This window comes from Bacteroidota bacterium (assembly GCA_016714535.1).
In the GTDB taxonomy this organism is placed as follows: Bacteria; Bacteroidota; Bacteroidia; order AKYH767-A; family OLB10; genus JADKFV01.
Window position 1 is genome coordinate 131,460 of the sequence record JADKDR010000006.1, and the last position, 13,960, is coordinate 145,419.

At 36.4% G+C, this 13,960-nt stretch carries 15 protein-coding genes; all 15 read right to left on the bottom strand.

Features of this window, described 5'->3' with window-relative positions; genetic code table 11:
• Positions 1-8: 8 nt before the first annotated feature.
• Positions 9-638: a hypothetical protein gene (locus IPO27_10180; GenBank protein ID MBK8846878.1), complete on the bottom strand. Its 630-nt coding sequence runs from the start codon at positions 636-638 to the stop codon at positions 9-11.
• A gap of 85 nt (positions 639-723) precedes the next feature.
• Positions 724-867, bottom strand: coding sequence for a hypothetical protein (locus tag IPO27_10185; protein ID MBK8846879.1), 144 nt, complete (start codon positions 865-867; stop codon positions 724-726).
• Positions 848-1,333, bottom strand: a complete 486-nt coding sequence (locus IPO27_10190) for a hypothetical protein (protein ID MBK8846880.1) — start codon at positions 1,331-1,333, stop codon at positions 848-850. The genes IPO27_10185 and IPO27_10190 overlap by 20 nt, the downstream gene beginning before the upstream one ends.
• Positions 1,334-1,401: 68 nt before the next feature.
• Entirely contained in the window at positions 1,402-1,935 is a 534-nt protein-coding gene (locus IPO27_10195; protein MBK8846881.1) for a hypothetical protein, read from the bottom strand.
• Entirely contained in the window at positions 1,902-2,390 is a 489-nt protein-coding gene (locus IPO27_10200) for a hypothetical protein (GenBank protein MBK8846882.1), read from the bottom strand. The genes IPO27_10195 and IPO27_10200 overlap by 34 nt, the downstream gene beginning before the upstream one ends.
• A gap of 336 nt (positions 2,391-2,726) precedes the next feature.
• The gene (locus IPO27_10205; protein MBK8846883.1) at positions 2,727-4,361 is read right to left on the bottom strand and encodes a T9SS type A sorting domain-containing protein; all 1,635 of its coding nucleotides are present in this window, start codon (positions 4,359-4,361) and stop codon (positions 2,727-2,729) included.
• 83 nt (positions 4,362-4,444) lie between these two features.
• Positions 4,445-5,950, bottom strand: a complete 1,506-nt coding sequence (locus IPO27_10210) for a hypothetical protein (protein ID MBK8846884.1) — start codon at positions 5,948-5,950, stop codon at positions 4,445-4,447.
• Positions 5,919-6,113 (bottom strand): hypothetical protein, encoded by a 195-nt coding sequence (locus IPO27_10215; protein ID MBK8846885.1) that lies wholly within the window; start codon positions 6,111-6,113, stop codon positions 5,919-5,921. Before IPO27_10215 ends, IPO27_10210 begins: the two co-directional genes overlap by 32 nt.
• Positions 6,114-6,479: 366 nt before the next feature.
• Positions 6,480-8,033, bottom strand: a complete 1,554-nt coding sequence (locus IPO27_10220) for a hypothetical protein (GenBank protein MBK8846886.1) — start codon at positions 8,031-8,033, stop codon at positions 6,480-6,482.
• Between the two features lie 155 nt (positions 8,034-8,188).
• Positions 8,189-8,473 (bottom strand): hypothetical protein, encoded by a 285-nt coding sequence (locus IPO27_10225; GenBank protein ID MBK8846887.1) that lies wholly within the window; start codon positions 8,471-8,473, stop codon positions 8,189-8,191.
• A 43-nt stretch (positions 8,474-8,516) separates the two neighbouring features.
• Positions 8,517-9,239: a hypothetical protein gene (locus IPO27_10230; protein MBK8846888.1), complete on the bottom strand. Its 723-nt coding sequence runs from the start codon at positions 9,237-9,239 to the stop codon at positions 8,517-8,519.
• A 21-nt stretch (positions 9,240-9,260) separates the two neighbouring features.
• Positions 9,261-9,572, bottom strand: coding sequence for a hypothetical protein (locus tag IPO27_10235; protein MBK8846889.1), 312 nt, complete (start codon positions 9,570-9,572; stop codon positions 9,261-9,263).
• Positions 9,541-9,855, bottom strand: a complete 315-nt coding sequence (locus IPO27_10240) for a hypothetical protein (GenBank protein ID MBK8846890.1) — start codon at positions 9,853-9,855, stop codon at positions 9,541-9,543. Before IPO27_10240 ends, IPO27_10235 begins: the two co-directional genes overlap by 32 nt.
• A 440-nt stretch (positions 9,856-10,295) precedes the next feature.
• The gene (locus IPO27_10245; protein ID MBK8846891.1) at positions 10,296-12,050 is read right to left on the bottom strand and encodes a hypothetical protein; all 1,755 of its coding nucleotides are present in this window, start codon (positions 12,048-12,050) and stop codon (positions 10,296-10,298) included.
• A complete protein-coding gene (locus tag IPO27_10250; GenBank protein ID MBK8846892.1) occupies positions 12,047-13,720 on the bottom strand; it encodes a hypothetical protein in 1,674 nt (557 codons plus the stop codon). Before IPO27_10250 ends, IPO27_10245 begins: the two co-directional genes overlap by 4 nt.
• Positions 13,721-13,960 lie beyond the last annotated feature (240 nt).

The window sequence follows — 13,960 nt, forward strand, 5'->3', positions numbered from 1 at the left end:
TAATGCAATTACAGAACTTTCAAAATCTGTTGAAGCACTGCCATATTTTCATCCCAAATTTTGTTGCCAAGGCTATCCAATTTTACTACCCAATAATCTTCAAAAAATCCAACGTTGGTGTCGGTAACATCAAAGTTGGGATAATAAGCAAGCGAATATCCAGCCAATATTATGCTACCATCTGGAGCAACATCGCCACAGAAAAACTCATCTTCTATGGTATTGCCAAGGCGTTTGTCCCAAATCACATTGCTATCCAAATCAATAGAAATGGTCCAAGTATCCCTGTTACTATCATATCTTGATTCTGATTTTTCACAACTTATCTCTGAATTGGAAGCACCTGTTATTATAAAGTTGCCTTTATTATCTATCATCACATGATTGGCTTTTTCTCCATACATGCCACCTAAAGCTCTATCCCAAACCTTGCTTCCACTACTGTCAATTTTGACTGCCCAAGAGTCTGAAGTTAGTGTTGTATCATTATACATACAACTTGGATCAGTTTTGTTACCAGTTGGAGCACCAGACTGGCTAGTAACTACACAATAAATATTACCATTCAAATCTTTTACCATAAAGTTGTTTCTATCAAACCATTCAACTCCCTGACTTCCGCATATTATTTTTCCCAACTTTTATTGAACAATGGTACTTGACAATGTGCTTGAAAAATAGAAAACATGCAGCACAAAATTGTGCTGCATGTAATTATAAGTCTCATAGTTTAATAAGTTTTACTTTTTGAAAATAGCCATCTGCATTGCGGTAACTCATATACGATATGCCCGGATTTAAATTCACTATGATACTTTCAGCTTCGCCTATATTGGTGCTGAGCAGTTTACCTTGTGTATCGGTCATTGCATATCTTCACTAACTTCATTAAAAATACAGGCATAAAGTTATTATGCAAGGTAATGCATTTAATAGATGGAGCATCTGCATTAGCAAAGATGCCTTGACGCAAGTGGGCAAAGGATGACACCTCCTTATGATGCATGGTTTGCTGATAAAAATTAGAAAACGAATACATAAAGTTTTCGCTTAATTCCCCTGATACGGATATACCATAGGTTCTATCAGACACATTGGTCGGAATTTGATAATATAAATAATTGGAAGGCTGAGGAAATGGCGGATCTGTAAATGGCGCACCATTACTATTATGTGCATAGAACGATGCAACAAATCCTTGAGCTTGGTTAATATTAATTGCATGTTCAAAGGCTATACACATTATTTGCTTAGAACTTGGATCTACATGTCCACTCTTGCGCTCGTATGTAACTACTGGGCGTCTGTTAAGTATGGTATTTATTGTAGGCAATTTTGTATTTGAAGTATTATAAAAAGTGCACCTACCCCCATCCGTATAAATCCTATCATGTTCATGAATTATAAGATTAGGAGCATGGTGACATAATCATAAAAAACAGTCTTGCCTTTTATATCATACAAGCCGGCACTTGGCCTATGAAATTCGTAAACTACGGTAAAGCCTTCTTGTACATAACCTACAGAGCCGTTTCTACGGTGACGTGCTATGCGCGGCCAGGCTATTTGCTCGCCTGATTTTGCTACTGCTTCGTAGTCAAGATTTTGTGATGGTGCTGTGTATTGGCATAAGCCGAATTTAGAAAATACTAATTCATCCGTTACACATAGCATATTAATTGCCGATGGAAATGTAGCACATGTTCCTCCTATAAAAGTAACCTTTACTTGGCCAGGATTGTTATTATTGTTTGGCAAATCCATTACGGCAACATCGGGATAATGGTAAGGGAAGTCTATTTGATTTGTTCCTGATTTGTCTCTAAAGGTAGGAAACTCATAGTTGGTCATGCAAATTTGCAAGTTACTACCATTATGTGCTCCTGCAGCTCCAAATACTTTTACTTTATTGTTGGCATCAAATTGATCCCACACCAAAAAAAATGCTCGTCTTGGTCACTATCTATATTTATAGCAGTATGAACACTGTTGCCATTGCCTAAGGTTGTGTTACTTTGAATTGACCAAGTTTTTGAGGATGTATTAAATTTTTCTACTAAAAGTTTTGGTTGATTATTATTCGCATCCCTGTATGCAATTAAGGCAAGCCATTCAGAATTTCGTTGCATTATGCAAACATCAGGATCCATAACCTCTGTAGGCAAATCTTCAATACCATAGTAAGAACCGGTGTTGTCAACAAAATCCCACCCAAGAGATGGAATAGAGCCATCCCATACAGTTACCTTAAATTCGTAGTTGACTTGATTAATCGTTTGAATCAAGATGTCGTTACCTGTGTTGTCAACCAAACCATAAGATGGTGTTGGCCCGGGATTTTTTTGGTAAGTAGTTTCGGCAATCGTTGCCGCCTTAAACTGCGCTACCATTATATTGCTAATTAAACAAAGAGCAACTAAGATTGCCCCCCCCCCGCAAATACTGTGCCTGTGCGGGTTTCTGGCTTAGTGGATTTTTTCATATTATTAAATTTTTAAAATGATGTTGTAAAGTTATAAAAGTTTTTGAAACGGCAAATGTTATTTTTAAGATTGTTGAACGCGCCAAACCTTTTTCGTGGTAGGAATGATTGTGCTATAGGTGCAAGCCAAACAAGCGATGACACGTATGAGGCAGAAAAAAACCTTTACTCCAAAAACAATGCGGGCGAGCCTACGGCTCGCCCTCGCGATTACTTTCTACGAACGTTTACACGTACCGTTACATCACAGTTTAACCACTTTCTTACTCACTCCTTCTATATTAACCACATATACACCGGGTTGCCAATCATGCGATTCAAGCATGATTGTGTTTGAATTTGTTATAGTAAGTTGCCGTTGAACTACCATGCGACCTTGCATATCTTGTACGTGTAAGTGATAGGTTTTGTTTTTTGCATTTTGCAACGTGATGTACAATATATCAGTAGCAGGATTTGGGTGCAAATTAAAACTTGCCAAACTCATTTCTTGCAAATTTGCAGGATTGGGGATGTACCATTTGGAGAGCCAGATGTCGTACTTCCAAGGAAAGCCAACTGTATCAATTGAGCTAACTCCAATATCAAAATTATCGCCTGAGTCAACTGTTGATGCAATTATGAATGTACTGTCGTTTAACACTATTACATTACCATATTCATTGCCAAGCCCCCCTATTGTTTTATCCCATATAATATTAAATGCACTATCCATGCGCACCAACCAAATATCAAAATGAGTAACTTGTTGATTGCCTTTGGGGTTTTCTGATTTTTCAAAGCCTGCATGTGAGTTGGAATTGCATAAAACTAAATAGCCCTTATCATTCATTTCAATTATCTGCAATATGCCATCATGAAGATCACCGCCAAATCGTTTTTCATTTAAGATATTTCCACTTGAAGTATCAATCATATAAATCCATGCATCAACACTGCCTCGTGCTACTGTATCTGCAACACCATCATTGCAAGGTTCAAATATCCCTTGTAATGATGACAAACCTAATGTAGCACCAATCACCAAATTACCTTGACTATTTAAAAGGGCTGTACCCGGGGCGTCATCGGCTTTTAAACAACCATATCGTTTGTCCCAAATTTTATTACCGGATGAATCTATTTTTAATATCCAATTATCTAGCTTAAAATAAGTGGGATCAAATTTTTCGGAAAATGATGAGTCGCTTACATCGCCCGATTTTTGCCCTTCGGTTCTACCAATTATTATGTAACTATAATCTGATAAAGGTATAATTGAAGTTATATATTCAATTCCGGTTGAACCATATTTTTGATCCCATATCTTTTTGCCATTTTTATCGCACTTTACAAACCAAATATCATCAAAAAAACCCACATTGGTATCGGTGAGATCGTGTCCCGGATTTAAACATTCTGCATACCCTCCCAATAATATGCTGCTATCTGGTGCTTCTGCTATTTCATAAAAATTATCAAGACAATTAGTGCCCAATCTTCTGTTCCATACTACTTCGCTATCAGTAGTCAATTCCACTGTCCATCCATCATAATCATTCTGGTAATTATTTTGCGATTTCTCACAACTCTGTTTAGAATTTGAAAAGCCGGTTATTAATAAATTTCCATTTTTTCTTAGATACATACAAAATTCAACATCAATGTTTAAACCACCTAAAGTTCTGTCCCATATTTGATTACCCATGCTATCTAACTTTATTATCCACATATCGTGCGGTGGAATAGTAGTATCATTTAGAATGCAATTAGGGTCTGTTTTGGTGCCTGAAGGTATACCTGAAATGGAATTAGCAGCTATATATATAAAACCTTTACTATCTCTGAATAAAAAATTTTTATAAAAGCCATTCCAATCATTACCTTGACTTCCAATCATTTTTTCCCAAGATTTATTAAAGACTGGCTGACCTAAAATTAAAATAGGAAAAACAAGCTGTATGAAAATTAACCCACAGGTTTTCATAGCTTTACTACTTTTACTGTATTGGCATCACCACTTGCATCCAAATAGCTTAGTAAGTAAAAACCTTGATTTAATTCTTGCAAATTATTTACTTGCATATTTTCTGCATTTACTACTGATTTGCCTTGTATATCAATTAAGGACACTATCTTAGTTGCATTACTTAAATTTACTGAAATAAATTGATCATTCAATATTTCATAATTCACAGAAGTATGTTGCATATCACCTGACTTTAGATTCGCACCCGACTGTACTATTTTATTGTATATGTTTGTTGATGGTGGTACAAGGACAGGAGCAATCCATGAATATAAAAAACTTTCGCTTAACTCGCCACTCACAGCTATTCCATAGCATTTGTCTATTATATTAGTAGGAATACGATAATATTCGTTTTGTGGCGAATTTGCTGTTTGTGTACAATACGGTTTGCCATTTAAATTTCTTGCATAGAATGATGCACATGAGGAGTGACCAGAAACAGGGTCCGTAAAATTGAATCCAATACACATGATTTGTTTTGAATTTGGATTTACCAGGCCACTTTTTCTTTCATAACTTACAACAGGCCGAATATCAATACCGCCCAAATCTGAAGTAATATTTGGTAATGCAATTTGTGGAATCAAATTATCAAAATAACTGGTTCCATCTGTATAAGTATTATCTGTAGTGTGAATTAATAAATTTGGTGAATTTGTAATATAATCATAAAAAGTTGTAAAGCCTTTTATATTAGGAGGCCCGCCATAAGTCCACCATACAACAGTAAATCCCTCTTGCAAATTAGATATAGTAGTCGCTCTGCGATGGCGTGCTATACGCGGGTTCATATACAAAGTACCTGATGGAGGGGGTTTAATATAAGCAAGGGTATTACTTAAGTTACTGTATGTGCAATTTATCCAATCTGTTGATTTAAAATCGTTAGGAATACAAACTATCCCGCTTGAATTTGGATAAGCACTACAACTAGTTCCAACAAAAGTAATTCTAGCCTGCATTTGAATATCTACAACAGACGGGATAGGGAGCTCCATAACCGCAACATCCGGAAAATAATAAGGGGGATTCACAGTGCTTCCACTTATTGGATCATTGAATAATGGAAATTCATAATTTGTCATACAAATAGAAATAGAATTGTTTGCTATTCCTCCTGAAGCACCAAAAATTTTAATTACTCCAGTATTGTTGGGTTGATCCCAAACAACAAAAAAATGTTCTGATTGATCACTATCTATTTGGATGTCTGTATAAATTCCGTTTCCATTGCCTAAAGTGGTATTAGACACAAACGTAAATGTTTTATTTATGGGATTAAATTTATAAGCTAGTAATTTGGGGATAGAAACATCTTTATATGCAATTAGAACAAACCAATTATTAGGCCGTAGTAAAATACATACATCAAGATCATTCATGTTATAGGGAATATTAAAAACATCTGTAAATATGGTGCCATTATTATTGTATCGCCATTGAAAATAACTCGCCATTGACACCAGCCCAAGCAACAATGCTAAATTCCGTATTCACGCCATTTACATTTCCAATAAAAATATCATTGCTTGTTTGGTAAGTAGTCGGGAAATTAATTTGGCCAGAAGAACTTTGGCAAATAGTTTCAGGAATTGATGCAGCCCTATATTGCGCTACCATCACATTAGAAATTAAACAAAGAGCAACTAAGATTGCCCCCCCCCCGCAAATACTGTGCCTGTGCGGGTTTCTGGCTTAGTATATTTTTTCATAATATATAAATTTTTAAAATGATACTGTAAAGTTATAAATGTTTTTGGATTGGCAAATGTTATTTTTAAGATTGTTGAACGCGCCAAACCTTTTTCGTGGTAGGAATGATTGTGCTATAGGTGCAAGCCAAACAAGCGATGACACGTATGAGGCAGAAAAAACCTTTACTCCAAATACGCGGGCGAGCCGTAGGCTCGCCCGCGATTACTTTATTCTACGAACGTTTACACTAACCGTTACATCACAGTTTAACCACCTTCTTACTCACTCCTTCTATATTAACCACATATACATGGGGTTGCCAATCATGCGATTCAAGCAGATTGTGTTTGAATTTGTTATAGTAAGTTGCCGTTGAACTACCATGCGACCTTGCATATCTTGTACATGTATGTGATAGCTTTTGTTTTTTGCATTTTGCAATGTGATGTACAAAATATCTTTAACAGGATTTGGGTACAAATTAAAACTTGCCAAACTCATTTCTTGCAAATTTGCAGGATTGGGGATGTACCATTTGGAGAGCCAGATGTCGCCACGTAGCCATCCTGTACCAAAGGCTACAGTATCAAACATGGCTAAGCCAACATCAAAGCTGTTGCCTTTTTCTATAATTGCTGACACGATGAATGTACTATCATTTAATGGGATAACATTGGGACCCCAATCGTAGGCATCGGTTCCAAGGGTTTTGTCCCAGATAATATTAAATGCCGAATCCATACGTACCAACCATATATCATAATTATTGGTATTTTGTTGATTAAAACCAATGCGGTTTTCACTCTTTTCAAATCCTGCATTTGAGTTGGATTTTAGGGCAACGATATATCCTTTATCTGGCATTTCCTTTATTTGATAAATTGCTTCGTTAAAGTCTCCTCCAAATCTACGCTCATTAATAATATGACCATCGGCTGTATCAATTTTATATATCCAGGCATCCCAAACACCGCGAGCTACGGTATCTGCAACACCATCATTACAAGGATATACTCCCATCGGGCCAGAATATCCTCCCAGCGAGGCGCCAATTACTACATCCCCATCGCTATTCAATAATGATGCACCTGTATGATTATCATCTGCTGTCCAACAACCATAGCGCTTATCCCATATTTTATTACCTGCCGAATCAATTTTAATTATCCAATTATCCTCTCGAAAATTATTAATTAATATATGCGAAAAAGAGGAATCGTGCATATCGCCCGACTTAGTACCATTTGAACTTCCGATAATCATATAAGCATGGTTTGATAATGCAATTACAGAACTTGCAAAATCTGTTGAAGCACTGCCATATTTTTCATCCCAAATTTTGTTGCCAAGGCTATCCAATTTTACTACCCAATAATCTTCAAAAAATCCAACGTTGGTGTCGGTAACATCAAAGTTGGGATAATAGGCAAGCGAATATCCAGCCAATATTATGCTACCATCTGGAGCAACATCGCCACAGAAAAACTCATCTTCTATGGTATTGCCAAGGCGTTTGTCCCAAATCACATTGCTATCCAAATCAATAGAAATGGTCCAAGTATCCCTGTTACTATCATATCTTGATTCTGATTTTTCACAACTTATCTCTGAATTGGAAGCACCTGTTATTATAAAGTTGCCTTTATTATCTATCATCACATGATTGGCTTTTTCTCCATACATGCCACCTAAAGCTCTATCCCAAACCTTGCTTCCACTACTGTCAATTTTGACTGCCCAAGAGTCTGAAGTTAGTGTTGTATCGTTATACATACAACTTGGATCAGTTTTGTTACCAGTTGGAGCACCAGACTGGCTAGTAACTACACAATAAAATATTACCATTCAAATCTTTTACCATAAAGTTGTTTCTATCAAACCATTCAACTCCCTGACTTCCGCATATTATTTCCCAACTTTTATTGAACAATGGTACTTGACAATGTGCTTGAAAATAGAAAACATGCAGCACAAAATTGTGCTGCATGTAATTATAAGTCTCATAGTTTAATAAGTTTTACTTTTTGAAAATAGCCATCTGCATTGCGGTAACTCATATACGATATGCCCGGATTTAAATTCACTATGATACTTTCAGCTTCGCCTATATTGGTGCTGAGCAGTTTACCTTGTGTATCGGTCCATTGCATATCTTCACTAACTTCATTAAAAAATACAGGCATAAAGTTATTATGCAAGGTAATGCATTTAATAGATGGAGCATCTGCATTAGCAAAGATGCCTTGACGCAAGTGGGCAAAGGATGACACCTCCTTATGATGCATGGTTTGCTGATAAAATTAGAAAACGAATACATAAAGTTTTCGCTTAATTCTGATACGGATATACCATAGGTTCTATCAGACACATTGGTCGGAATTTGATAATATAAATAATTGAAGGCTGAGGAAATGGCGGATCTGTAAATGGCGCGCCATTGCTATTATGCGCATAGAACGATGCAACAAATCCTTGAGCTTGGTTAATATTAATTGCATGTTCAAAGTCTATACACATTATTTGATTAGAACTTGGATCTACATGACCACTCTTGCGCTCGTAAGTAACTACAGGGCGTCTGTTAAGTATATTGTTTATAGGAGGTAATATATTTTGTGAACCTACAAATTGTGCACCTATACCCCCATCCGTATAAATCCTATCATGTTCATGAATTATAAGATTAGGAGCATTGGTGACATAATCATAAAAAACAGTCTTGCCTTTTATATCATACAAGCCGGCACTTGGCCTATGAAATTCGTAAACTACGGTAAAGCCTTCTTGTACATAACCTACAGAGCCGTTTCTACGGTGACGTGCTATGCGCGGCCAGGCTATTTGCTCGCCTGATTTTGCTACTGCTTCGTAGTCAAGATTTTGTGATGGTGCTGTGTATTGGCATAAGCCGAATTTAGAAAATACTAATTCATCCGTTACACATAGCATATTAATTGCCGATGGAAATGTAGCACATGTTCCTCCTATAAAAGTAACCTTTACTTGGCCAGGATTGTTATTATTGTTTGGCAAATCCATTACGGGCAACATCGGGATAATGGTAGGGGAAGTCTATTTGATTTGTTCCTGATTTGTCTCTAAAGGTAGGAAACTCAAGTTGGTCATGCAAATTTGCAAGTTACTACCATTATGTGCTCCCGCAGCTCCAAATACTTTTACTTTATTGTTGGCATCAAATTGATCCCACACCACAAAAAAATGCTCGTCTTGGTCACTATCTATATTTATAGCAGTATGAACACTGTTGCCATTGCCTAAGGTTGTGTTACTTTGAATTGACCAAGTTTTTGAGGATGTATTAAATTTTTCTACTAAAAGTTTTGGTTGATTATTATTCGCATCCCTGTATGCAATTACAGGCAAGCCATTCAGAATTTCGTTGCATTATGCAAACATCAGGATCCATAACCTCTGTAGGCAAATCTTCAATACCATAGTAAGAACCGGTGTTGTCAACAAAATCCCACCCAAGAGATGGAATAGAGCCATCCCATACAGTTACCTTAAATTCGTAGTTGACTTGATTAATCGTTTGAATCAAGCTGTCGTTACCTGTGTTGTCAACCAAACCATAAGATGGTGTTGGCCCGGGATTCTTTTGGTAAGTAGTTTCGGCAATCGTTGCCGCCTTAAACTGCGCTACCATTATATTGCTAATTAAACAAAGAGCAACTAAGATTGCCCCCCCCCGCAATTTCTGTGCCTGTGCGGGTTTCTGGCTTAGTGGATTTTTTCATATTATTAAATTTTTAAAATGATGTTGTAAAGTTATAAAAGTTTTTAAGTTGGCAAATGTTTTTTTCTTGATTGTTGGAAGATGTAGTTTTGGGGTGGTGAGTAAATATATGTTGTACTTGTAAGTTTTGCATGTTGGTGAGGACACCAACTTGGGCTGCAGTGTGATAATTAGGCAAGCTTTGATGGTACTGCCAAAAATAAGCACCATAAGAAATACAATATCAAAAATGTTGTACGCGGACAAAGAGGCCAAACTAACGCAATAACATTTCTACTCAAAACATGCGGGCGAGCCCTAGGCTCGCCCGCTATTACTTTATTCTACTAACGTTTACACTAACCGTTACATCACAGTTTAACCACCTCCTTACTCCCTCCTTCTATATTACCCTCATATATACTGTTTCGACAATCATGCGATTCCTGCACGCTTGTGTTTGAATTTGTTATAGTAAGTTGCCGTTGAACTACCATGCGACCTTGCATATCTTGTACGTGTAAGTGATAGGTTTTGTTTTTTGCATTTTGCAATGTGATGTACAAAATATCAGTAACAGGATTTGGGTGCAAATTAAAACTTGCCAAACTCATTTCTTGCACTTGTGCAGGATTGGGGATGTACCATTTGGAAACCCAGATGTCGCCTTTATTACCTTGCCATTGCGTTACAAGCGTATCAAAAATTGGAAGCCCAACATCAAAGTTATTACCTAATTCTACGGGGCAAGCTAAGATAAATGAACTATCACTTAAAACAATAATATCAGGGTCTCTATCATACCATTCGGTTCCAATAGTTTTGTCCCAAATAATATTAAATGCCGAATCCATACGGACTAACCAAATATCATAATTGTTTAAGTTTTGACCATTTGTTCCTATGCGATTTTCGCTTTTTTCAAAACTTGCATTTGAGTTTGATGTGCAGGCAAGCAAATATCCTTTGTCAGAAGTTTGTCTTATTTGTTTGATTACCTCATTTCGATCTCCTCCAAATCTCCTCTCACTTATAATATGGCCATCAGCAGTATCAATTTTGTAAATCCATGCATCCCAGCCGCCACGCGGTGTGGTATCTGCAACGCCATCATTGCAAGGATAGAAATAACCTTGCAGTGAGGATAAACCTAAATGAGCACCAATAACTACATTACCATCGCTATTTAACAATGCTGCTCCAGAAGGGGCATCATCAGCCATTAGGCAACCGTAACGATTATCCCAAATCTTATTTCCATTCTCATCAATCTTTAATATCCAATTATCCAATTTATAATAAGTGGAATCGAACATTGCTGAAAACGAAGAGTCGCTAAGATCTCCTGACTTTTGGCCGGGGGTACTCGCCACAATCAAGAATTGTTCATCAGAAAGTGGAACAATTGAATAGGCATAATCAGACAGCGTACTTCCATATTTTTGATCCCAAAGCTTAGTTCCCAAACTATCTAATTTTAACAGCCAAATATCTTCTAAGAATCCAACATTGGTATCGGTAACATCTAAGTTAGGAGTAAATATTTCAGCTTCTCCTGCCAAAATAATATTTCCATTATTTGAGATTGCTCCTGTGTAAATTTGATCCTTACCAATACTTCCGTAACGTTTGTCCCATATTACGTTGCTATCTAAATTTAATTCTATGGTCCAAGTATCTCTATTAGGATCATACCTGTTTTGTGATTTTTCACAACTAACTTCCGAATTTGATGCTCCAAGCAAAACGATTTTACTGTTTGAAGGTGCCATCAATATTTTATTAACAGATTCCCCATCTAAGCCCCCAATTGAACGATTCCAAATTATATTTCCGTTCGAGTCAAGTTTAATTAACCATATATCTAATGTAGAAATAGAGTCTGCAATAGAACAGCTTGGATCAGTTTTGTTACCAGAAATAGCATTTGATGGGCTATTTGTTGCTAAATAAATAAAGCCCAAATGATCAGTAACCATAAATCCAACTCTGTCAAATTGCTCTTTTGCTTCACTACCCAAAACAACTTCCCATTCTTTGTTTAAGGTTGGTATCTGAGAATATAATTTTGGATTAGAGAACAAACTATAATACAATAAGGTCAATAATACTACTGACCTTTTCATAACTTCACAAGTTTTACTTTCTGAGTTTTTCCATCTCTATCTCGATAGCTCATGTAAGATATTCCTGGTTTAATACTCGCTTTAATGTCTGCAAACTCACTTACATTGTTGCACAATAATTTCCCTTGTATGTCCGACCATTGCATGTCTGAATATATTTCATTTATAAATATTGGATTGAAATTATCATACAACATTTCGGTGCTTACTGCTATTTCAGTATTGTCAAAACTGTTTCCACTTTTTAAGTGAGCAAATGAAGTTACTGCTTTATGGCGTATCTCTTGTTGTGGGAATGTAAAGAATGAATACATAAATTTTTCGCTCATTTCGCCAGAAACAGAAATACCATAACTACGGTTAGAAGTAGTAACTGGAACACGGTAATATTCCCAATTCTGTAGTTGTGGAAAAGGTGGGTCACTGAATGGTCTTCCATCTGAATTATGTGCGTAAAAAGATGCGCACCATCCAATTCCTTGAAAATAATTGACAGCATGTTCAAATGCAATACACATGATTTGCTTGGCTCCTGCATTTACAGCACCACTTTTTCTTTCATAAGAAACTACTGGTCGTCTATTTATTATATTGTTTATTTGAGGTAATTTTTGTAAACTATTATTGTTAAATTCACAAAGGCCATCTGTATAGACATTATCGGTTACCAACAACGTTAATACACCGGGAATAATAACATAATCATAAAACACGGTTAAACCTGCAATATCATATATGTTTGCATTAGGTTGATGCTTTTCATAAACAACTGTGAACCCTTCTTGCAAATCCGAAAGTGATCCGTTTCTTCTATGTCTTGCAATTCGTGGCCAGACAAATTGAAACCCTGGCATTTCATATTTTATGTAAGCTAAATTAGATGAGATTGGAATAAAATTGCAAACCCCAAATTTTGTAAAGCGAAACTCATCTGTAACACTTAGTGTTGCAGTAGCGGTTGGAACTGCATTACATGTGCCACCCATAAAGGAAACTTTAACTTGACCCGGATTATTATTTTGAGGTGGCAAATCCATCACTGCAACATCCGGCACTGTGTATGGGAAATTTACCGCATTCACACCGTTGGGTTCTTTAAAAGCTGGAAATTCATAGTTATTCATGCATAACACTATTCCCACACCATTAGTATAAGCGCCAGCAGCACCGAATATTTTATGTTGTCCTACTCCATTTAACTGATCCCAAACAACAAAGAAGTGTTCTTTTTGATCGCTATCAATATTAATTGCAGTTTGCACTTGGCCACTGCCAAGTGCATAATTATTAATTAAACTCCAGGTCTTATTAATCGGGTCAAATTTTTCAACTAGAAGGAAAGGCATATTTGATATAAAATTATAATATGCAATCAATGCATACCAATCTGAATTACGTTGAATTATGCATACATCCGGATCCCACATATCAGTTGGCATATCTTCAATATTAGTGTATTCTAAGTTTGTATTAAGGTCAGTAAAAGTCCATCCCATGCCTGCTATTGCACCATCCCATACGGTTACTTTTAATTCAAAAGGAATGCCTGAAGAACTTGCATTTAAAATGTCATTGCCTGAATTAGTAAGCAATCCGTAATTTGGATTCGGCCCCGGATTTTTTAGATAAGATAATTCTTGAATCGTGGCCGCCTTAAACTGCGCTACCATTACATTGCTAATTAAACAAAGAGCAACTAAGATTGCCCCCCCCCGCAATTGTCGTGCCAGTGCGGGTTTCTGGCTTAGTGGATTTTTTCATATTATTAGATTTTTAAAATGATGTTGTAAAGTTATAAAAGTTTTTGGATTGGCAAATGTTATTTAACACGATTGTTGGAAGATGTGTTTTTTGTTAGGTGAGTAAATAAACTTTGTACTTGTATGTATTGTATGTTGGTGAGGACTCCA